The sequence below is a fragment of the Streptomyces sp. NPDC014764 genome (assembly GCF_043082785.1).
GTDB lineage: Bacteria > Actinomycetota > Actinomycetes > Streptomycetales > Streptomycetaceae > Streptomyces > Streptomyces althioticus.
In genome coordinates this window covers 123194-145385 of record NZ_JBIBXY010000015.1, presented here as the reverse complement: position 1 = coordinate 145385, position 22192 = coordinate 123194, and the positions used below count along the sequence as shown (strand labels likewise).

The window sequence follows — 22192 nt, the reverse complement described above, 5'->3', positions numbered from 1 at the left end:
GGTCATCGCGTCGCCGCCGGCAGCGGGACGACGCGTTCCTCTCCGGCGGCCAGGTCAAGCGGCCGGGTACCGGCGGAGGTCCACAGGGTGATGCGGGCGGCGCGGTCGGGCCGGAGCACGGCAGTGGCGCCGTGCGGCGTCCAGGTGAGGTCGAGCACGGCGCCGAAGCGGGTGCGGATCCCGGTGAGCCGGCCGCTCGCGAGCACCGGGAGCGGGGCGGGCAGCAGCACCAGCCGGTCCGGGGTGGACTGCACGAGCGCCTCGATCAGCACGGCGGGCAGGGTGTGCGCGGCGTCGGCGTTGTAGACGTTCCGGTGCGGATAGTGGGCGCTCATCAGGGAGTCGTGGAAGAAGTCGCCGTCGAGGACCCGGCCGAGCGCGTCGGCGACCCGTCTGCCGTCCCGGAGCCGGGCGGCGGTCAGGGCGTGGTGCAGATGACCGTGCGCCGAGTCGTTCTCGGAGCCGCGCAGCTCCAGGGCGCGGCGGGCTGCCTCGGCGAGTCCCGGGGTATCGTAGGGGGTGATCTCGTCCAGGGGCCAGACGCCGTGGAGGTGGCTGAGGTGGCGGTGGTCGTAGGCGTCCTCGAGGCCGGGCCACGCCCATTCGGCGAGCGCCCCGTCGGCGTTGACCCGGTGCGGGGGCAGCCGGTCGGCGAGGGCGCGCAGGCGGTCGGCGCGGTCCGGGTGGTACTCGGCGGCGGTGTGCAGGGCGTGCCGGGCGGCGGACAGGTCCATGGCCGCGTTCAGCGCACCCCAGCTGCCGTTCGCGGGCCGGTTCTCGGGCGAGTAGGAGGGGACGACGGCCAGCCTGCCGTCGGGGCCGGTGCGGGTGAGGAAGTCCTCGTAGAAGTCCGCGACCTCGGCGAGCGCGGCGGCGGTGCGCGGGTCGCGGGATCCGTAGGTCTCGTCGTGGTCGACGAGCGGCTTGAGCAGCCAGTCGGCACCCGCGGTCCACAGATGCAGGGGGTACTCGCGGCTGAAGTGGTAGCTGTGCCCGGACTCGCCGTCGGTGTGCGCGGGCGCGACCACGCCCCGGGCGCCGAACACCGCGCGGGCGTTGTCCCGCCAGTGGGGCAACTGCCCCTGGATCAGAGACGCCAGGGCATCGGTGACCTCCGGGAGGGCGGCCGCGGCGGCGGACGCGGTCTGGAGGTTGAGGTTGGCGTCCAGGGTGAAGGCGCCCGACCAGGCGGTGTCCCAGTCGCCCGTCCACAGTCCGGTGAGCCTGGGCGGGAGAGCCCCGCTGGACGACAGCAGGTGGTAGCGGCCCGCGGCGAACAGCCGCTCCACCAGGGCGGTGCTGCGGGATCGGGCGAGCAACGCCGAGCCGGGCAGCTCCCGTTCGGCGGGATCGGCGTCGAGGTCGAGGGCGACCCGTTCGTACGCGGTGCGGTGCAGGGCGAGATGCCGGGCGAGAAGCATCTCGTAGGCGGGCCGGGCGGGCGGCGGGGTCGCCGGCAGGTCCGTGGTGAGCAGGTCGCGCAGGACGCGGCTCTCGGTGACCACGTCCGCCTCGCCGGTGTGCCGCAGCACCCGCGTGAGCAGCAGGACCGAGCGGGCCCCGGTGATGCGCACGCCGGGCGGGGCGAGTTCGGTGCGTCCGCCGGTGACGGCGGCCACGGTCACCCCGGTGTACGCGGCGTCGCTGCCGGGGTGGCGGACGCGCAGGCTGAGCAGGGCGCCCTCAGGGGTGAGGACGGCGCCGTGTCCGACGCGCAGGGTGTCGGGCGCGTGGGGCAGCCGATGGTCGAGGGAGAGGCGGAGGGTGAGGTCGGGGCCGGTGACGTGCTGGACGATCACGTCGTCCGCGCGGGAGACGAAGACGCGGCTGGTGCGGCCGTCGTGGCGGGCGATGGCCTCCCCCGTCGCGAAGTCGACCTCGCGGCGGTAGTCGGTCCGGTCGGCGGCGCCGTCCTGGTGGCGCAGGCGGGTCTGGAAGGCCGGGTGGAAGGGCCGCACCCACTGGAGCGGGCGTCCGTCGGTGAAGTCCTCGGCGGCGGTGAGGTCGCCGGACAGCAGCCGGTCCTGGACGTCGGGGAGCTGGTCGGCCAGCAGGGGCGGCAGCCGGCGCCGGCCGCCCGCGTCGTCGTTCGGCCGGACGAGCGTGTGGTGGGTGATGATGGTCCGGTCGTCGTCCGGGTCGCCGAGGACGAGGGCGCCGTGCCGGCCGTTGCCGCACAGGAAGGCGTCCTCCCAGCGGGCGGCCGGCCGGAACTCCCAGGTGCCGTGCACGGGTCCGCCGGTCATGGCGCCAGCACCGCCACTCCGTAGCGGCCGAGAGTGACCCGGCCGGTGACGGTGGCGCCGGTGAGCAGGTCGCGGTGGGTGCCGGGGACGTCCACGACGGCCTCGCCCCTGCCGTGGTGCAGCAGGAACAGCAGTCCGCTCCTGCGCACCGCCTCCACCGTGTCCGGGAGCCCTTCCAGCACCGGCCGCACGCCCGCCCCGGCGGCGGCACGGGTCAGCAGGTCCCGCAGGGCGTCCGGTTCGGGGAGGGTGGAGACGTACCAGGCGCGGTCCTTGCGCAGCACGGCGGGCAGTCCGTCCAGTTCACCGCCCCGGTACGCGAGGGTCTCGTCGGCCGTGCCGTCGGCCTCCAGCTCCTCCGACCACAGGGTGCCGCGCAGGCCGCCCTCCGCCTCCACGCTCGCGCCGGGCTCCAGCGGCCACCACTCGTGCAGGGTGCGGATGCCGAACAGGGCGCGCAGCCGCTCGTCCATGCCGCCCGGCCGCACCCGGTCGTCCTCGTCCACGACGCCGGTGCCGAAGCCGCAGACCAGGGTGCCGCCGCCACGCGCGTACGCCACGAGGTTGTCGGCGGCGCGGTCGGTGAGGAGGTGCAGCCGGGGGACGACGACCATCCGGTATCCGGCGAGGTCGTGTTCGGGGTGGGCGAAGTCCGTGGTGAGGTGGGCCCGCCACAGGGCGCGGTGCCAGGCGCCGAGAATCTCGGCGTGGTCCGTCTCCCGGGACGGGCGGCCCTCCTGGTCGCTCGCCCACCAGGCGTGCCAGTCGTGCAGCACGGCGACCTGGGCGGTGACCGCGCCGCCGCCCACATGCGGGGCGATGCGTGCCAGGTCGGCGCCGAGCCGGCGTATCTCCTGGTGGGCGCGCCCGTCTGGACCGGCGTGGCCGAGCATGCCGGAGTGGTACTTCTCGGCGCCCTGCCGGGACTGCCGCCACTGGAAGTAGCAGACGGCGTCCGCGCCGCGTGCGACGGCCTGGAGCGACCACAGACGGTTGAGGCCGGGCGGCTTGGGACGGTTCACAGGGCGCCAGTTGACCGCGCCGGCCGCCTGTTCCATGAGCATCCACGGACCGCGCGCCTGTGAGCGGGTCATGTCCTGCACGAGCGCGCCGTGCTGCGCCCCGGACGGGTCGTCCGGGTCGGGGTAGAGGTCGACGGAGACGACGTCCTCCTCCTCGGCCCAGCGCCAGGCGTCCTGCCCGGACCACAGCGGCATGAAGTTGGTGGTGACCGGGAGGTGCGGGGTGTACCGGCGGACGATGTCGCGCTCGGCGGTGAAGCACTCCAGGAGCATGTCGGAGGTGAAGCGCCGGAAGTCCAGAACCTGCGCGGGGTTCTTCAGGTAGTGGGTGCGCCGGGGCGGCAGCACCTCCTGCCAGTCTCCGTAGGTCTGGCTCCAGAAGGCGGTGCCCCACGCGGTGTTGAGGGCGCCGAGTGTGCCGTAGCGGTGGCGCAGCCAGGTGCGGAAGCGGGCGGCGGCCTCGGCGCCGTGGTCGTAGGTGCAGTACTCGTTGTTGATGTGCCAGAGGGTGAGGGCGGGGTGGGCGGCGTAGCGGGCGGCGAGGTCCTCGGTGATCGCGGCGGCGAGACGCCGGTAGGTGGCGCTGGAGTGGGAGAAGTGCTGTCGCCCGCCCCACAGTTCGGTGTTGCCGTCGGCGTCGGCCGGCAGGGTGTCCGGGTGCAGCCGGCCCGTCCAGGGGGGCGGGGAGGCGGTGGGGGTGGCGAGGACGACGCCGATGCCGTTCTCGTGCGCCAGGTCCATCAGCCGGTCCAGCCAGCCGAAGTCCCGCTCGCCGGGCCGGGGTTCGATGCGGGACCAGGAGAAGACGCCGAGGGTGACGGAGTTGACCCCCGCCTCTCGCATCAGGCGGACGTCCTCCTGCCAGGTCTCCTCGGGCCACTGCTCGGGGTTCCAGTCGCCGCCGTAGAGGATGCGGCCGCGGGTGACGTCGGCCAGGCGGGGCATCAGACGGCCTCGTGGGGTCGGGCGCCGGAGCGGCGGGGTGAGGGCGGGAACATGGCGGGTCCTCGGGCAAGGGGCGGACGGGGAGGATGCGCGCGGGTGCGGGACGCCCGGGAGCGTCCCGCACAGGGGGTCACCCCTTGACCGCGCCGGTGAGCATCCCCTTCTTGAAGTGCTTCTGGACGAAGGGCGACAGCACGGCCACCGGCAGCAGGGCCAGCACCATCACGGCCATCTGGATGGCCAGCGGCGACAGCTGCCCCGTGTTGATCTGCGCGGACAGCCCGACGGGCCGTTCCTGCTTCTGCACCAGCTGGATCATGACGTTCTGCAGCGGCATCATGTCCTGGTCGGTGAGGTAGATGGAGGCGTTGAACCAGGCGCTCCAGTAGCCGACCGCGTAGAACAGGGAGATCACCGCGATGACCGCGCGGGACAGCGGCATCACGATGCGGAACAGGATCCGCCACTCCCCCGCCCCGTCGATGCGGGCGCTGTCGACGAGCTCCTGCGAGATGTTCATGAAGAACGCGCGGAGCACCAGGACGTTGAAGACGCTCACCGCGCTCGGCAGGATCAGCGCCAGATAGGTGTCGGTCAGCCCGAGCGCCTGCACCAGCAGGTAGGTCGGGATGAGGCCGGCGCCGAAGAACATCGTGGCGAGCAGGGTCATCAGGATCCAGCGGTGCCCCAGCGAGCCGCTGCGGGAGAGGCCGTAGGCGCACAGCACCGACACGGCCATGCTGAACAGCGTGCCGACGACGGTGACGCCGACGCTGACCAGGGCGGCCCGCTGCACCTGTCCGCCGCCGAGGAGTTCCTGGTAGGCGACGAAGGTGATGCCCTTGGGGATCACCACCAGGCCGCCCGCCTCGTCGATGGTCTGCTTGGTCTGCAGACTGGTGACGATCACGATCCACAGCGGGAAGAGGATGGCCAGGCAGGCGAGACCGAGGGCGAGGCCCTTGCCGGCCTGTCCGGCGGGGGACGGCTCCTCCTCCCACACCGGGCGGGGCGGCGCGGACCAGCGGCCGGGCTTCTTCACCCGGGTCTCCCCCGGATCGGGGCGGGTGCCGAGGACGGCGGTCATTTCTTGTACACCCCCTGCTCGCCCATCAGGTGGGCCACCTTGTTGGCGGTGAGGACCAGACCGAGGCCCACCACGCCCTTGACGAGTCCGGCCGCGGCGGCGTAGCTGAAGTCCTGGTTGCGGATGCCGTTCCACCACACGTAGGTGTCGAGGACCTCGGAGGCGTCGACGCCCACCGCCTGTCTCTGCAGCAGCAGTTGCTCGAAGCCGACGGTGAGGGCGTCGCCGACGCGCAGCACCAGCAGCAGGGCGATCACCGGGCGCAGCGCGGGCAGGGTGACGTGCCACATGCGGCGCCAGCGGCCCGCGCCGTCCATGGCGGCTGCCTCGTACAGGTCGCTGGAGACGGAGGAGAGGGCGGCGAGGAAGACGATGATGCCCCAGCCGGCGTCCTTCCAGACGGTCTCGGCGGTCACCAGGTACTTGAAGATCTCCGGGTTCGTCATCAGGTCGAACCCCTCGTAGCCGTGCCGGCGGAGGGTCTGCGCGATGATGCCGGCGCCGCCGAAGATCTGCATGAAGACGGTGACGACGAGCACCCAGGAGAAGAAGTGCGGGAGGTACATGACCGCCTGGGCGACCGCCCGCACCCGGGGCCGCACCACGCTGTTGATGAGCAGCGCGAGCAGGATCGGGACGGGGAAGTAGAGCACCAGCTGGAGGAAGAACAGCACGAAGGTGTTCCGCACCGCGTGCCAGAAGGCCGAGTCGGCGAAGATCCGCTCGAACTGCTCGAGGCCGGTCCACGGGCTTTCGAAGATGGCGACGAAGCCGTTCTCGCTGAGATAGGGGTCGTAGTCCTGGAAGGCGACCACGTTGCCGAGGATCGGCACGTAGTTGAAGACCAGAACCAGCAGCAGGGCCGGCACGGTCATCAGGATCAGCGTGCGGTCACGCCGCCACCTGATCCGGAACGGAAGCCGTCCGGCCTTCTTCGCGCGGGGCCCGCGCCCGCCCTTCCCCGACGGGGCCGGGCCATTGGCGGTCCCGGTCGTCCCGTCGTCGTCCTGCGGGGGTGTCTGCGCCTCGGTCGTGCCCCGAGGCACCGTGCTGTGCGACACGGCCGTCTCCTCGCCTCGCTCCGGGTCAGTCGGCCGAGCCGTTGTCGTCGAGCAGCTTGCGGTACCAGTCGCGCAGTCCGTCGCCGCCCCTGCTCCGCCAGTCGGACACGGCCTGCTGCACGTCGTTGATCTTCTTGCGGCCGCGCACCACGTCGTCCTCGAGCTGCTCGAAGTCGTCGGCGAGGTTGGACCAGCGGGTGGGCTCGGTGACGGTGAGCCCGAAGAAGGAGGACTTCTTCGTGAAGGCGCCCATCCGCTGCTGCCACTCGACCATCCCCTTGGTGATCCCGGGCAGGTCGGGATAGGCGATGTACGGGGCCGGATTGCCGGTGTAGTCGTAGGCGCCGTTGACCTCGTTGACGCCCTGCTGGGTCTTGACCGGCAGGCCCTTCTCGACCGTGTAGTCGGTGCCCTCGACGCCGTAGGCGGTGAGCATGAACTCCTTGGTGCCGTAGGGCGCGGCGCAGAAGTTGCAGAGGGCGAGGAAGTCCTTGACCTGCTGCTCGGAGGCCTTCTTGGAGACGAAGGTGAAGATGTTGGCCGGCTGGACCGCCCACAGTGTGGGGTCGCCGCCGTCGGGGCCGAAGTAGTCGAACGCCTCCATCTCGAAGCCGGCGTTCCGCGTGCGCTGTTCGGCGGTCTTGCCCCACCAGTCGGAGATGTTCTGGTTGTAGACCAGCACCTCGCCGGCGGTGAACCGGTTGCCCGCGTCACCGCCGGCCTTGCCCTGCACCGCGTCGGGGTGGACCACCCCGGCGGCGTACAGCTTGCGGGTCCACTCCAGCGCCTCGAGGTACTGCTCGGTCTCGATGCGGTTGACCAGCTTGTCGCCCTCCAGGTTCCACCAGAGCGCCTTGTCGCTGCCGGAGAGGACACCGAAAACGTTGAACGCCGTCCACTTCATGTCGTCGCAGGCCCACAGCTTGGACTTGGCGTCGGTGGCCTCCTTCGCCCAGGCCAGGAACTCGTCCGGGCTGCCCGGGGCGGTGTACCCCTTCTTCGCGAACAGGTCCTTGCGGTACAGCGGCGCGATGTCGGTGACGTACGGGGCGGGCATGGGGATGCCGCGCAGCTGTCCCCCGAAGATGCCCCGCTGCCATGCCTCGGTGGGGACGGCGGCGAGGTTCGGGTAGTCCTTCACCTTGTCGCCCGAGAGGTAGGGGCCGAGGTCGGCGAACTTGGCGTTGACGGCGCTGGGGATGCGGCCCATCAGGTTCCAGCCGGGGACGACCACCACGTCCGGGATCTCGCTGGAGGCGAGCACCGCGCCGAGCTTCTGGTCGTAGGTGACGCCGTCCTGGTTCTGCCAGGTCACGTCGACGCCGACGGCCTTGTTCATCGCCGTGTAGTAGGGGTTGTCGCCTTTCGGCGGGGTGCCCCAGAACGGGGACATGACCGTCAGGGTCCCGCCGCTGCCCAGCGTCTTCGGCACGGAGGTCTTCAGCCGGTCCGTCGGTATCGCCCGGGTGAAGCCGGCCGCCGATCCGTTCTTCGCCGGGATGTCAGGGGTGACGACACTCGACGCCACGAACGCCGGGAGGATCTTCGCGGCCTCCTTGCCCGAGGTGGTGCCCTCCTTGCGGCCCTCCCGGCCCCCGCCGCCGCAGGCGGCCAGCAGCGGCGACCCTACGGCGACCGCCGCGGTGGCGGCCGCCGTGGAGGTGAGGAAGCCTCTCCGGCTCGGCCCGGAGGAGGAAGCGGCGTTCGGCGTCATTGCGTCAACCCTTCGTGGCGCACCAGGACACCCGGCAGGTGGCCGTCGGCTGTGGTGTCTTCGGTGGAACTGGCCGATCGGAAGCGGTCGTCCGGCGGAACATGCACGCCATCACGGCGGCCTCGCTGTCGAAGCGCTTCGATGTTGCTGCGAGGTTAAGTGAACACCCAGTGGCACACAAGGCCCGCTCCGATAATTCCCGTGGCGGACGGGCGATCACGAGGGAGGAGAGGTACGTGAGTTGAGGTCAAGGGCACCGCGACGGCGGAGTGGTCCACCGCCCTGGATCCCTTGACACCCGACCCGAAGCGCATCGAGCATCGAAGCGCTTCGAAAGCGCCGTAGCGCTCCATTCCGAGGGGACCACCACGTGACCGCACCCACCCCGCCCACGCCGCCGTTCCGCGACCCGGCCCTGCCGTTCGCCGAGCGCATCGACGACCTGCTGTCGCGGCTCACCCTGGACGAGAGGACCGGTTTCCTGCACCAGTTCGCTCCCGCCGTCGAGCGGCTGGGCGTCGCCGCGTTCCGCACCGGCCAGGAAGCCCTGCACGGCGTCGCCTGGATGGGCCCGGCGACCGTCTTCCCGCAGGCCGTCGGACTGGGGGCGACCTGGAACGAGGACCTGGTGCGCCGGGTGGGCGAGGCGGTGTCCCGGGAAGCCCGCACGATGCGCGCACGCGACGAGCGGGTCGGCCTCAACGTCTGGTCTCCGACCGTGAACCTGCTGCGCCACCCGCTGTGGGGCCGTAACGAGGAGGGCTACTCCGAGGATCCGCGTCTCACCTCGGCGATCGCCACCGCCTACACCCGCGGCCTGCGCGGCGACCACCCGGTGTACTGGCGCACCGCACCCGTCCTCAAGCACTGGCTGGCGCACAACAACGAGACGCGCCGGGACACCACGTCCAGCTCGGTCCGGCCCCGCGTGCTGCACGAGTACGACCTGCGCGCCTTCCGCGACGCCGTGGCGGCGGGCACGGTGGCCGGGGTGATGCCGGCGTACAACCTGGTCAACGGCCGCCCCAACCATGTGTCCCCGTACCTGCGCGAGCACCTGCGCGCCTGGACCGGCGAGGAGCTCCTCGTCTGCTCCGACGCGGGCGCGCCGTCCAACCTGGTCGACTCCGAGCACTACTTCGACACGCACGAGGAGGCCACGGCGGCGGCTCTGCGCGCGGGCGTCGACAGCTTCACCGACCACGGCGCCGACAGCTCGAGGACCGTCGCGCGGATCAAGGGGGCGCTGGCACAAGGCCTGCTGAGCGAGGAGGACGTCGACACTGCCGTCCGGCGGCAGCTGTCGGTGCGGTTCCGGCTCGGCGAGTTCGACCCCGGCCGGGACCCGTATGCCGCCGAGCGGGCCTTCGACACCCCCGAACACCGGGCGCTCGCCCAGGAGGCCGCCGAGCAGGCGGTCGTGCTGCTGAAGAACGACGGCCTGCTGCCGCTCGCCCCGGGCGCCCGGGTCGCCGTGGTCGGGCTGCTCGCCGACGAGTGCAAGCTCGACTGGTACAGCGGCAGCCTCATCCACCGCTCCACCCCGCTGGAGGGCCTGTACGAGCGGTTCGGCGCCGACCGTGTGGAGTTCGCCGAGGGCGTCGACCGCGTTCTGCTGCGCACCTCCACCGGCGCCTTCCTGCACGTACCGCCCACGCCGGACGTCCCGCAGGCGGCGCGCGGCGAGGAAGGCGCCCTCGACCCCGCGCTGCTCGCGGGCCGCACCGACCTGCCGCCGCTCGTCGCCGCACCGGACGGCACCGAACTAGCCCTCGTCGACTGGGGCGACGGGGTGCTCACCCTGCGCGCCCCGGACGGCCGGTACCTCTCGGTCGCCGACGACGGATATCTGCGCGCCTCCGCCGACCAGCCGGGCGGCTGGATCGTGAAGGAGACGTTCCGGCTGGAACCGCACGGGGACGGTCATCTGCTGCGCCACCTGGGGACCGGGCATCCCGTGCGGGTCACCGCGGACGGCGTGCGGGCCGCCGAGGGCGAACCGGAGGTGTTCGGGCTGGTCGTCACCGAACGCGGCGAGGACGCCGTCGCCCGCGCCGCCGCCGCGGCCGACGTGGTCGTGGTGGTCGCCGGCAACGACCCGCACATCAACGGCCGGGAGACCGAGGACCGCACCACCCTGCGCCTGCCCGCCCACCAGGAACGGCTGCTGCACGCCGCCCGCACCGCCGGCCCGCCCACGCTCCTCGCCCTCGTGTCCGCCTACCCGTACGCGGTGGAGCCGGGGGACCTGCCGGCGGTGCTGTGGACCGCGCACGGCGGCCAGGCGGCGGGGACAGCACTCGCACGGGTGCTCGCCGGGGACGTCTCCCCAGCCGGACGGCTGCCGCAGACCTGGTACGCCGACGACGCCGACCTGCCGGAGCTCCTCGACTACGACGTGATCGGCGGACGCCAGACCTACCTCTACTTCGAGGGCACCCCGCTGTTCCCCTTCGGCCACGGCCTGTCCTACGCGGCCTTCGCCTACGGGGAGCTGACGGCCGACGTGACGGAGTCCGGGGTGCGGGTCGCGTTCGAGGTGACCAACACCGGGGCGGTCACGGCCGACGAGGTGGCCCAGCTCTACGGGCGGGCCGTGGACCCGTCGGTGCCGCGCCCGCGCCGCGAACTGCTCGGCCATCGCCGGGTGTCGCTCGCCCCCGGTGAGAGCACCCGCCTCCTCTTCGACCTGCCGCTGTCCGTCTTCGCCTTCTGGGACGTGGCGGTCGGGCGGTGGCGGGTGGAGCCGGGGGCGTACGAACTGCTGGCCGGCGCGTCCAGCGAGGACGTGCGGCTGAGCACCACGGTCACCCTGGAGGGCGAGCCGGGCGCACCGCGTCCGGTCGTCGAAAACCGCCTGGTCTGCGCCGACTTCGACGAGCAGCGCGGCACGGAGATCGTCGACCGGACGAAGGAGTCGGGCGACGCGGTGACCCCGTTGGGCGGGAAGGACGGCGAACTGCTGTACCGGCGCTGCAATTTCGGCGCCGGGGTGCGGGGGATGTCGGTGGAGGTGTCCGGCTCGGGCACGGTGGAGGTCGCCCTGGACGGCGGCCCGTCGCTCGCCTCCCTCTCCCTGGAGGCGCCCACGGCGGATCCGTACGCGTACGTCACGCTGACCGCGCCCGTCGACGGGACGCCCGGCGGGGTGCGGGACGTGCGGCTGAGGGTGCGGGGGGCGCTGCGGGTGGCGCGGGTGGGCTTCACGGCCTGAGTCCCGGCACGGCGTAGGCCCGGCACCGAACGATTCGGTGCCGGGCCCTTCCGCGTCAGGCGCTCAGAGGGCGAGACCGGTGAGGACCATCACCCGCTCGTAGGTGTAGTCCTCCATGGCGAACCGCACGCCCTCACGGCCCACACCGGACTGCTTGACGCCGCCGTACGGCATCTGGTCGGCGCGGTAGGAGGGCACGTCGCCGACGACCACGCCGCCGACCTCGAGGACGCGGTGGGCGCGGAAGGCGGTCTGCAGGTCGTGGGTGAACACGCCTGCCTGGAGGCCGTACTTGGAGTCGTTGACGGCGGCGAACGCCTCCTCCTCGCCGTTCACCTTCTGCACCGTCAGCACCGGGCCGAAGACCTCCTCGCAGGAGATCGTCACGTCGGCGGGCACGTCGGCGAGCACGGTCGGCGCGTACGAGGCGCCGTCGCGCTTGCCGCCGGTGAGGAGGGCGGCGCCGGCCTCGACGGCCTCGTTCACCCAGGACTCGACGCGCTTGGCGGCGTCCTCGCTGACCAGCGGGCCGACGTCGGTGGCGTCGTCGGACGGGTCACCGGTGACCTGCGCGTCCACGGCGGCGACGATGCGCGGCAGCAGCCGCTCGTACACCGAGGCGTCCGCGATGACGCGCTGCACGGAGATGCAGGACTGGCCGCCCTGGTAGTTGGAAAAGGCGGCGATGCGCGACGCGGCCCGATCGAGGTCCTCGTCGCCCGCGAAGTCGGCGAGGACGACGGCCGCGCCGTTGCCGCCCAGCTCCAGGGTGCAGTGCTTGCGCGGCACCGAGTCCATGATCGCGTAGCCGACCTTCTCGGAGCCCGTGAAGGAGATGACCGGCAGCCGCTCGTCCTGGACCAGGGCGGGCATACGGTCGTTGGGCACCGGCAGGACGCTCCAGGAGCCGGCGGGCAGCTCGGTCTCGGCCAGCAGCTCACCGAGGATCAGCGCGGACAGCGGGGTGGCCGGTGCCGGCTTCAGGATGATGGGCGCGCCGGCGGCGATGGCGGGGGCCACCTTGTGGGCGCACAGGTTCAGCGGGAAGTTGAACGGCGCGATGCCGAGGACGACGCCCTTGGGGAAGCGGCGCGTGAAGGCGAGCCGGCCCTGGCCGCCCGCGTCGGTGTCGAGCCGCTGGGCGTCGCCGCCGTTGAAGCGGCGGGCCTCCTCGGAGGCGAAACGGAACACGGACACGGCCCGGCCGACCTCGCCGCGCGCCCACTTCATCGGCTTGCCGTTCTCGGCGGAGATCAGACGCGCGATCTCCTCGGTGCGCTCGACCAGCCGACGGCTGACGTGGTCCAGGGCGGCGGCACGGACGTGGGCGGGCGTGGCGGCGAACTCGTCCCGCACGGCGTACGCGGCGGCCACGGCCTCCTCGACCTGGTCCTCGGTCGGCACGCTCACGGCGCCGACGACCCGGCCGTCCCAGGGGGAGGTGACGTCGAAGGCGGTCTCACCGGTGGCCTGGCGGCCGGCGAGCCAGAAGGCGTGGGTGGAAGTCATGTCGAGTCCCGGCCCTTCCGCGTTGGAGGTGTACGTGGGTTGCTGGCCACCACGGTAGGTCCGGGGCGCCGGGGCGGCGTTTGTCCGGGGCGGAGTAGTGCCCCGGCCTTCCATGCCACTTTGGCACCGGAGCTGCCCCCCATGAGCGCGGTGAGTGCCACCCCCTGAAGGGGCGCGGGGAACCGCGCGCTCAGCCACGGAAGACCCGCACCGGCGTCGCAAGGGTGCCGCTGCGCCCACCCGTGCCGCCCCAAGCGGCACGACCGCCCGCAGCTGAGGCGTCCCTCAGGGGCGCGGGGGACCGCGCGCTCAACCCCCACCGCCCCGCGCGAAGGACAGCCGCACCGCTCAGGCCGTATCCGCCGACGTCGCCTTCAGAGCAAGCCACAGCTCCATCCGGACATCCGGGTCGTCCAGGGACCGCCCCAGGATCTCTTCCACCCTGCGCATGCGGTAGCGAAGAGTGTGCCGGTGCACTCCGAGATCCGCAGCCGCCGCGTCCCACTGCCCGTGACGGGACAGCCAGGCCCGCAAAGAGGCGACGAGGTCGCCACGCCCGGTCGCGTCATGGTCGCGCAGCGCCCGCAGCAATCCGTCCGCGAACGCCTTCACCGCGTCGTCGGCGAGCAGCGGCAGCACGGACCCCGCGGCCATCTGCTCGTGCTCCACCAGCACCCTGCCCCGCCGCCGGGCCACGGACAACGCCTGTTCGGCCTGCTTGTAGGCGGCGGACGCGGTGATCGGCCCGGCCGGCGCGGACAGCCCGACGATCAGCTCGTCGTCGGTCTTGCGCGCGGCCTCGCGCGCGGCCGCGTGGTCGCAGCAGGCGCTGACGACGCTGCCGCCGTCCGCGGCCAGCACGACCAGCCGCTCCCCCTCCGGCACCGCCAGCACCGCCTCGCCCGACCGCGCCGCGGCGGACTCGGCGGCCTCGGCGAGAGCCCCGAGGGCGTCACCGTTCGCCTCGCCCTGGGCGCGGGCGGCGGCCGACGCCCCGGTCTCGGCGACGATGATCCGGAACGGCGCGTCGAGCAGTCCGCCGTACAGGTCGCCGGCGACCGCGCGGGCGTGGTCCGGCTCCCCCGCGAGCAGCATGCGCAGCACGGCCGCGCCGATGCGCTGTTCGGCGGCGTGCAGCGAGCGGGAGCGTTCGGTGGTGAGGGTGAGCAGCGCGACGGCGGAGTGGACGGCGTAGCGCTCGGCGGTGCCGGGGGCGGACGCGGTGCCGACGGCGAGCGCGGCGCGCGGGCGCCGTCCGGTGCCGAGGGAGTGAAGCTCGACCCGGTCCTCGTTCTCCGGTCCCGCGACCACCGAGGAGGCGGGTGCGGGCCGCTCCCGCAGTCGCGTGACCTCCGCGGTGAGCCGGGCGGCGCGCCGGCCCGCCCAGTCGGGTGCGGCGGCGACGACCGCGCCGGAGGCGTCGTACAGTGCGGCCCACCCGTCGACCTGGGAGGCGAGCGCGGCGAGCAGCCCCTCGGGACCGTCCGTGAGGGTGTGCCGGGTGAGTTCCCGCTGGGCGGCGAAGCCGGCGGTGACCGCGCGGTACTGGTCGGCGGCGATCGCGGCGGACACGGCCTTGCTGATGGCGAGGAAAGGGGTACGGCGCGGCACCTCCAGCAGCGGCAGCCCTTCCTCACGCGCGGCCTCGACCAGCGCCTCGGGGATGTCCTCGTAGTGGACGCCGACGGCGAAGCCGAGTCCGACCACGCCCGCGCCGGCCAGCCGCTTCACATAGCGGCGCATCGCCTCCCGGTCCTCCGCGTCGAGTTTCAGCGCGGTGATCAGGAGCAGTTCGCCGCCCTCCATGTACGGCACGGGGTCGGCGAGCTCGCTGGCGTGTGCCCAGCGGACGGGCGCGTCGAGGCGGTCCTCCCCCGCGCGCACGGTCAGCTTGAGCGCGGAGTGGTGGACGAGCGAGGCGAGCGTCGGGGGCATCGGGGCGGTGAGCCTTCGGTTCGGCGGCCGGGGGTCGGTGTGCAAGAACGGTGATCTTTTGGCCGTCTCGTATGAACGGCCTGTGTCGATTCTGCCTCACCGTACGGTCCCCGGCGGCCGGGACCGCTCACTCCCGCAGGTCCACCAGGAGCGGGGGTGCGTGCTCGCCCTTCACGCTCGTCAGGGACAGCACCGCGTGCCCCGCGGGCACCGCGTGCGCCAGCTCGGACGCCGACCAGCGCTCCCGCTCCACCTGGCGGACGGTGACCGCCCGCGCGGTCGGCGCCTTGCCGGTGATCGCCCGCCGCAGCGCGTGCACCGCCTTGCCCATGGGGCTCTCGGCGATGATCTGCCGGTCGGTGACGTCCCGCGCCTCGGTCCACTCCTTGCCCCACACCTCGGCGAAGTCCTGGCCGTCCCAGGGGGTCACCCCGGACAGTGCCATACGGCAGCCGGTGGCGCCGAGCAGCGGTCCGCGCAGCGGCCGGGGCACGTCGTCCAGGGTGCGCAGGGTGAGCAGCACGCCCGCGTTCGCGGACCGCAGCCGCTGGATGCCGCGCACGGACTCGGGGGTGATCACGCCGGCGGCGTCGTCCAGCACCAGGCAGGCGAACAGGGAGCGGTCCTCGCGCACCGTGACGCTCGCCGCGAACTGGGCGAGTACCAGCCGCGCCAGCATCCGTGAGGCGTCCGCGTGGCCCCGCTCGGGCAGGTCCACGCGCACCCGGACGGGGTGGTCGAGCGCCTTGAGGGTGAACGGCCGGGACTCGCCGGAGGTGTCGAAGAACCCGGCGAAGGCGGGCCGGTCCAGCAGCGCCACCCGGTCGGCGAGGATGCCGCCGACGTCGCCCGGGTGGCCCATCTGCCGTTCCCGCGCGTCGAGTTCGCGCAGCAGTGACTCCTGGCCGGAGTCCTGGAGGCCCTGGCGCAGGGCCGCCAGGGGCGCGGGGGCGCCGTCGAGCAGCTGCCGCAGCTCCGGCACCGAGGGGAAGCGGCCGTGCACCGCGCGGAACGGTCCGAGGAGCTGCGCGAGGACGGTGGTGGAGCGGCGGGTGTCGCTGCCGGGGTGCGGGTCCGCGAGGTCGCCGACGAGCGCCTCGGCGAGCACGGCGGCTGCCTCGTCGGGGTCGGCGGTCCCGCCGTACAGGTCGAGGTCGTAGACGGAGTCGGGGCTGCCGATGCGGATGACGACGTCGTAGGCGTCCGACGGGCCGAGGCCCGCGCCGGCAGCGCCGACCACCACCACGGCGGTCCGCCCGGCGAGCGCCTGGAGGCACAGCGACTCGGCGACCGGCCGGACCACACCACCGGTCTTGCCCGACCCGGCAGGTCCGACCACCAGCATGGAGGTGCCGAGCAGGTCGGTTCCGAGGGCGAGGCCGGCGCCGCGGTAGGCGTAGGGGTTGCGCGGGTCGTCGGCGGTGGTGCCGAGGCGTACCTGGCCGGTGAGCAGGTCGTGGCGGGCCTGCCGGACGGGCAGGTCGCGGGCGCCGGACGGGTGCGGACAGGCGGCGGCGCCGTCCCCCAGCACCGCCCCGGTGAAGGTGGCGAGGCTGTGCCGGCCGGTGCGCACGCCCTGCCAGGCGCGGGCGATCCGGGCGTGGTCGACGTCCCGCATCAGCCCGGCGCGGGCGTCGGAGGCGAGCCGCTCGGCGGCGTCGACGGCCCCGGCGGCCCGCAGCGCGGGCCAGGCGGCCGGGTCCTCCTCCGGGGCCGGCGGGGGCTCGTCGCGCGGGGTGCGGCGCCAGGCGGGCGGGCCGTAGCGGCGCCAGATCTCGCCCCAGCGGCCCAGCCGGCCCACGCCGACCATGATGATCCCGGCGATCAGCACGTAGTAGGCGTAGACGACCACGACGGAGGCGAAGCTGTGCGGCTCCGCCCAGGAGTCGGGAATCATCGCGTACAGCGGCAGCAGCCACCAGCCGCCCAGGTAGCCGTTCCACAGCAGCGACCAGATCAGCCAGCCGACGAGGAACGCGATCAGCGCGCCGCTGAACAGCTGACGGCCGGGGATGCGCTCCGGCTCCTCCTCGGGGCGGGGCCGGTGGCCGAACCGCCAGATGCCGGGGAGCGTCTCCGGGCGGGCGGTGCGCAGCCAGGTGAGGAACGCGGAGCCGTCCGGGGGCGGCGGCGCGCCGGGTGCGTGCGCGGGGCGCGGTGGCGCCGCCGGTACCTGAGGTGGTCCCGCCGGGCGCGGCACGGGGCCGGCCTGCGTGCCCCGCGCGTCCTGGGTACCCTCGCTGTCCATCGCCCCTGCCCCCTGAGCAGCCGCCTCGTACGCCTACAGACACGTCAATCTAACGCCCCGACAGGCGCGGTCCACCGATGGCACGGCCGGGGTCCGCATCCGGCCGGAACACGCCGCCGCGCCGCGTCGGCACGGCCACCGCCCGGCGGGTATGTCCACGGCGGACAACGCGGACCCCCGGACAACGCCCACATGGAGCATGCCCAGCCTTCTCCCCCCGCCCTAGCCTGCGAGAAAAGAAGCATCGAGCGTCCGTTACACCCCCAGGAGCCCCGCATGACCGCACTTCCGCAGGAGCGCCGCGTCGTCACCGCCATCCCCGGCCCGAAGTCGCAGGAGCTGCAGGCCCGCCGCACCGCCGCGGTCGCGCAGGGCGTGGGCTCCGTGCTGCCCGTGTTCACCGCGCGGGCCGGCGGCGGCATCATCGAGGACGTCGACGGCAACCGCCTGATCGACTTCGGTTCCGGCATCGCCGTGACGTCCGTCGGCGCGTCCGCCGAGGCCGTCGTCCGCCGCGCCTCCGCGCAGCTCGCCGACTTCACACACACCTGTTTCATGGTGACGCCGTACGAGGGTTACGTGGCCGTCGCCGAGGCGCTCGCCGAGCTGACGCCGGGCGACCACGCGAAGAAGTCCGCGCTGTTCAACAGTGGCGCCGAGGCCGTGGAGAACGCGGTCAAGATCGCGCGTGCGTACACCAAGCGCCAGGCGGTCGTGGTCTTCGACCACGGCTACCACGGCCGCACCAACCTCACGATGGCGCTGACCGCGAAGAACATGCCGTACAAGCACGGCTTCGGTCCGTTCGCGCCCGAGGTGTACCGCGTGCCGGTCGCCTACGGCTACCGCTGGCCGACCGGCCCGGAGAACGCGGGTCCGGAGGCCGCCGCGCAGGCCATCGACGAGATGTCGAAGCAGGTGGGCGCCGAGAACATCGCCGCGATCATCATCGAGCCGGTGCTCGGCGAGGGCGGTTTCATCGAGCCGGCCAAGGGCTTCCTACCGGCGATCAGCGAGTTCGCGCAGGACAACGGCATCGTCTTCGTCGCCGACGAGATCCAGTCGGGCTTCTGCCGCACCGGCCAGTGGTTCGCCTGCGAGGACGAAGGCATCGTCCCCGACCTGATCACCACGGCGAAGGGCATCGCGGGCGGTCTGCCGCTGGCCGCGGTCACCGGCCGCGCGGAGATCATGGACGCCGCGCACTCCGGCGGCCTGGGCGGCACCTACGGCGGCAACCCGGTGGCCTGCGCGGGTGCGCTCGGCGCCATCGAGACGATGAAGGAGCTGGACCTCAACGCCCGCGCCAAGCGGATCGAGGAGGTCATGAAGGGCCGCCTGACCGCCATGGCGGAGAAGTTCGACATCATCGGCGACGTCCGGGGCCGCGGCGCGATGATCGCGATCGAGCTGGTCAAGGACCGCGCCACCAAGGAGCCGCACCCGGAGGCCACGGCCGCGCTGGCGAAGGCCTGCCACCAGGAGGGCCTGCTGGTCCTGACCTGTGGCACCTACGGCAACGTGCTGCGTTTCCTGCCGCCGCTGGTCATCGGCGAGGACCTGCTGAACGAGGGCCTCGACATCATCGAGCAGGCCTTCGCCCGCGTCTGACCAGCCTGGGCGCCCGTCCGGTGATGCGTCCCGGGGTCCGGTCGACGGCCGTCCCGGGATCCGTCCGGATCCGGACAGCGGCAGAGCGTGTGAAGAACGTGTGGGGGGTGGATGACAGGAGCCCGTTGGCCCTGTCGCCGGGGCACCCCCTGCCGTAGGTTTCTACCCGGATGAGAGATACACCCCCGCCCACAGGGGACTGTGGGCGGCTCAGGCCGAGGCCTCCCCAGCTTCGACCTGGTCGTGCCTCGCGCACACAACCGGGGCCCGAGGGCCCCGGGTCTCCTCACGATCGGACGGTCGCCCGCCCCAGACCCCCCGGGGCGCGCGACGTTCCGATCCGGACGGCCGTCCGGGCACCGGACACGGCAAGCCGTTCCCCGGAGGGCCGGCGCACACCCCCCCCTTTGCGCCGGCCCTCCGGCGTGCCCGCACCTGCCGCCTGCGAAGCTGTCCCGCATGCTGTTGCCGGCCGTGCCGCTCCTCCTCTTCGTTCTGATCACCTGGCAGGTCCTCGCCGACGGGCCGCTCCTCGCGCTCGACGAGCGTCTGAGCGACGCGCTGGTCCGGCCCGACCGGGCCTCCGAGATCCTCTCCGACCTCGGCAACGTCGAGGTCGCCGTGCCCGTCCTCGCGCTCGCGCTGGCCGTGACGGCGTGGCGGCTGCGTGCCACAGGTGTGGACCGCTGGTGGCTGCCGCCCGCGGCCGGGGCGGCGGCGATGGTCCTGGTCCCGGTGCTGGTGGCCCCGCTGAAGGCCTGGACCGACCGCCCCGGCACCCCCGCCGTCCCCCCGGCGACCGGCTACTTCCCCTCCGGCCACACGGCCACGGCGACGGTGGCGTACGGCGCGGCGACCCTGCTGCTGCTTCCGCTCCTCGGATCACCGGCCGCACGCCGGGGCCTGGTGGTGCTGTGCGCCCTGCTGATCCTGGGCGCGTCGTACGGGCTGGTGCGCCGGGGCTACCACTGGCCGCTGGACGTGGTGGGTAGCTGGTGCCTGGCGTTGATCCTTCTTCAGGCCCTCTCCCTGGCCGTCGCGCGATACGGTCGGAGAGCACGGCGACACGAGGAGTGACCTGGGGCGGGAACCACCGGGCCAGGAGGGGGAGGCGTCATGACGGACGGGCAGGAGCAGGTGGCGGTCGCCTTCGAGAACCGCGACTACGCCCTCACCCGGTCACCCGGGGAGGTGATCCTCCCTCAGTACGGCCGCAAGATCCACCACGATCCCGGGTGCGGGCACCTCACCGACGGGGACCGGCTCCCCCGCTTCCCCGACCCCGAAAGGCTGCTGTGGCGCCGCCTGATCGACTCCGCGCCGTCCCACGACGTCGACGGACGCGCCGAGTTCGCCCGACGCATCGGCCTGCTCGGCGGGAACGGCCAGCCGCTCACCAGCGTCTGCAGTTGCGTCCTGCGCCCCGTCTCACCGCGCCAGGCAGCCACCATGCGCCCCTGGCCGCTCGACGAGGCGGTCGCGGCCTTCGACCGTGACGCCCGCGCCGCGGAACTGGACGCCATGGAGGCCGCCGCACGGCAGGTCAACGAGGAGTTCCCCTGGGACGAGTGGCCCGGTCTGCCCCTGGAGCGTTACGCCCTGGGCCAGGGCGACAGCGCGCGCACCCGGCCCTACTGCTACCTCCTTGAGTTCGGCACCAAGGCGCTGGGCAGCATCGCGGGCGGATCGTCCGCCAAGCATCTGATCTACCGGCGCAGCGGGGACGGCTCCTGGTGGCACGACGCCCGCTACGCCGACGAGCAGGATGCCTGGCGGGAGGTGCGTGCGGGGATCGTCGCCGCCGTGACGGCCGCGCGCGAGGGCCGGATCGCCGACATCGACACCATCGACGCGATCCGCTCGGGTCCCGCCCTGGTCGCCAAGACCCTGCGGATCTACGCGCCGGGCGCCTCCCTGCCGGTGTACGGCAACGACGTCGTCCGCCACTTCCTGCAGCAGCTGACGGGTGAACCGGCGCCCCGGCTGGAGCGGTTCGCCCTGCTGGCGCGGCTCAAGGAGATCATCGACGCCGACGCACGCTTCCGCGGCTGGCCGTACGACCTGGTCGTGCTCTTCCTGTACTGGTGGTCCCACCCGGTCCGCACCCAGCAGACCGTGAAGGTAGCCCCGGGCGGGGACGGTTCGGTGTGGGACGAGTGCCGCGAGGGCGGTTACGTCGCGGTCGGCTGGGACGACGTGGCGGACCTGCGCTCGTACGCGGACAAGGACGAGTTCCAGGCGGCTTTCCACGCCGCGTACGCGGAGACGTACCACGGCAATCGGTCCAGGATCGCCGACAGGGCCGACGAGCTGTGGAAGCTGCTGAGTCTGCGGCCGGGCGACCTCGTCGTCGCCAACCGGGGCACCAGCGAGATCCTCGGCGTGGGCCGGGTCACCGGGGACGGCTACGCCTGGCGTGGGGACCGTCCGGAGTTCCGGCACACCGTGCAGGTGGAGTGGGACGAGGGCCACGCGGGACGGATGGAGGAACCGGAGCGGTCGTGGGCGACCGTCACCGTCAAGGACGTGCCCGCCTCGCTGTGGAGCAGGGTCCGGCGCGCGAAGTCGGAGCCGTCGGCCGTCGAGGACGATGCGGTGCCGGATCCCGCCGAGACCGCCTCCGCCCAGCCGCTCGACCGTGTGCTGTCCCCCGTCGCGGACGCGCTCGACCGGCGCGGGCAGGCCGTGCTCTACGGCCCGCCGGGCACCGGTAAGACGTACACCGCGCTGCGCTTCGCGGCGCGCTGGCTCGGTGAGCTGTCGGGCGACCTGCCGGACGTGGACCCGTACGCGGAGCCGGGCACCACTGCGTTCCGTCAGACCCTCGACGCCCTGACGGCGTCGGGACGGCTGACGACGGTCACCTTCCATCCCAGCTACGGCTACGAGGACTTCGTGGAGGGCTTCCGTCCGGTGAAGGGCGGGACGGACGGCCTCACCCTGGACCGGGTCGACGGGGTCTTCAAGCGTGTGTGCCAGGCGGCCGCGTCCGACCCCGGACATCCCTACCTGGTGATCGTCGACGAACTCAACCGCGGCAACCTCCCGAAGATCTTCGGCGAGCTGATCACCCTGCTGGAGAAGGACAAGCGCGGCCGCTCGGTGCTGCTGCCGCTCAGTCAGGAACAGTTCACCGTGCCGGAGAACGTGTATCTGATCGGCACCATGAACACCGCGGACCGGTCCATCCGGATGCTCGACGCGGCGGTGCGCCGGCGCTTCGCCTTCCTGGAGCAACTCCCCGACTCCGGCCCCCTCCAGGGCTGCCATGTGGAGCAACTTCACCTGGCCGACCTGCTCGACGGGCTGAATCAGCGCGTGCGCACCCACCTCGACCGGGAGAAGCAGATCGGGCAGGCGTTCTTCCTGCCGAACGGCGCCCCGGTCGACTCGGTGCCCGCTCTGGCGGCGATCGTCCGCGACGAGATCCTGCCGCTGCTCCAGGAGTACGCCTTCGACGACTACTCCCTGCTCGCGTCCTTCCTCGGCGAGGCGCTGGTCGACCTGGAGGCGCACACGATGATGGAGCTCAGCGACGAGGGCCTGGTCAAAGCCCTCTACACGGAGTTCCAGGTGAAGGACACGGCGGCGGAGTAGACC

At 73.0% G+C, this 22192-nt stretch carries 12 protein-coding genes; 4 read left to right on the top strand and 8 right to left on the bottom strand.

What is annotated here, in order from left to right; translation table 11 throughout:
- Positions 1 to 2 precede the first annotated feature (2 nt).
- From ACF1AG_RS27765 to ACF1AG_RS27745, 5 genes are all read right to left on the bottom strand, one after another.
- Complete coding sequence (locus ACF1AG_RS27765; protein WP_391810571.1) at positions 3 to 2246, bottom strand: glycoside hydrolase N-terminal domain-containing protein; 2244 nt, start codon at positions 2244 to 2246, stop codon at positions 3 to 5.
- A complete protein-coding gene (locus ACF1AG_RS27760) occupies positions 2243 to 4213 on the bottom strand; it encodes a beta-galactosidase (RefSeq protein WP_391810570.1) in 1971 nt (656 codons plus the stop codon). Before ACF1AG_RS27760 ends, ACF1AG_RS27765 begins: the two co-directional genes overlap by 4 nt.
- 130 nt (positions 4214 to 4343) lie before the next feature.
- Positions 4344 to 5300, bottom strand: a complete 957-nt coding sequence (locus ACF1AG_RS27755; protein WP_391810569.1) for a carbohydrate ABC transporter permease — start codon at positions 5298 to 5300, stop codon at positions 4344 to 4346.
- The gene (locus ACF1AG_RS27750; protein WP_391810568.1) at positions 5297 to 6361 is read right to left on the bottom strand and encodes an ABC transporter permease; all 1065 of its coding nucleotides are present in this window, start codon (positions 6359 to 6361) and stop codon (positions 5297 to 5299) included. The genes ACF1AG_RS27755 and ACF1AG_RS27750 overlap by 4 nt, the downstream gene beginning before the upstream one ends.
- Positions 6362 to 6386: 25 nt before the next feature.
- Entirely contained in the window at positions 6387 to 8075 is a 1689-nt protein-coding gene (locus ACF1AG_RS27745) for an extracellular solute-binding protein (RefSeq protein WP_391810567.1), read from the bottom strand.
- Positions 8076 to 8445: 370 nt separating this feature from the next.
- On the opposite strand from ACF1AG_RS27745, the gene ACF1AG_RS27740 reads away from it, so the two are divergent.
- Complete coding sequence (locus ACF1AG_RS27740) at positions 8446 to 11289, top strand: glycoside hydrolase family 3 C-terminal domain-containing protein (RefSeq protein WP_391810566.1); 2844 nt, start codon at positions 8446 to 8448, stop codon at positions 11287 to 11289.
- A gap of 63 nt (positions 11290 to 11352) precedes the next feature.
- On the opposite strand, the gene ACF1AG_RS27735 is transcribed toward ACF1AG_RS27740, so the two are convergent.
- From ACF1AG_RS27735 to ACF1AG_RS27725, 3 genes are all read right to left on the bottom strand, one after another.
- Positions 11353 to 12798, bottom strand: a complete 1446-nt coding sequence (locus ACF1AG_RS27735; protein ID WP_391810565.1) for an aldehyde dehydrogenase family protein — start codon at positions 12796 to 12798, stop codon at positions 11353 to 11355.
- A gap of 348 nt (positions 12799 to 13146) precedes the next feature.
- Positions 13147 to 14733, bottom strand: coding sequence for a PucR family transcriptional regulator (locus ACF1AG_RS27730; RefSeq protein ID WP_359602169.1), 1587 nt, complete (start codon positions 14731 to 14733; stop codon positions 13147 to 13149).
- Positions 14734 to 14860: 127 nt separating this feature from the next.
- The gene (locus tag ACF1AG_RS27725) at positions 14861 to 16981 is read right to left on the bottom strand and encodes an ATP-binding protein (protein ID WP_359602171.1); all 2121 of its coding nucleotides are present in this window, start codon (positions 16979 to 16981) and stop codon (positions 14861 to 14863) included.
- A gap of 276 nt (positions 16982 to 17257) precedes the next feature.
- Between ACF1AG_RS27725 and gabT the strand changes: the two genes are divergently transcribed.
- From gabT to ACF1AG_RS27710, 3 genes are all read left to right on the top strand, one after another.
- The gene (gene gabT / locus ACF1AG_RS27720; protein ID WP_359602172.1) at positions 17258 to 18592 is read left to right on the top strand and encodes a 4-aminobutyrate--2-oxoglutarate transaminase; all 1335 of its coding nucleotides are present in this window, start codon (positions 17258 to 17260) and stop codon (positions 18590 to 18592) included.
- A gap of 459 nt (positions 18593 to 19051) precedes the next feature.
- Positions 19052 to 19669, top strand: coding sequence for a phosphatase PAP2 family protein (locus ACF1AG_RS27715; RefSeq protein WP_387798449.1), 618 nt, complete (start codon positions 19052 to 19054; stop codon positions 19667 to 19669).
- Positions 19670 to 19708: 39 nt separating this feature from the next.
- Positions 19709 to 22189 (top strand): McrB family protein, encoded by a 2481-nt coding sequence (locus ACF1AG_RS27710; protein WP_391810564.1) that lies wholly within the window; start codon positions 19709 to 19711, stop codon positions 22187 to 22189.
- The last annotated feature ends 3 nt before the right edge of the window (positions 22190 to 22192 follow it).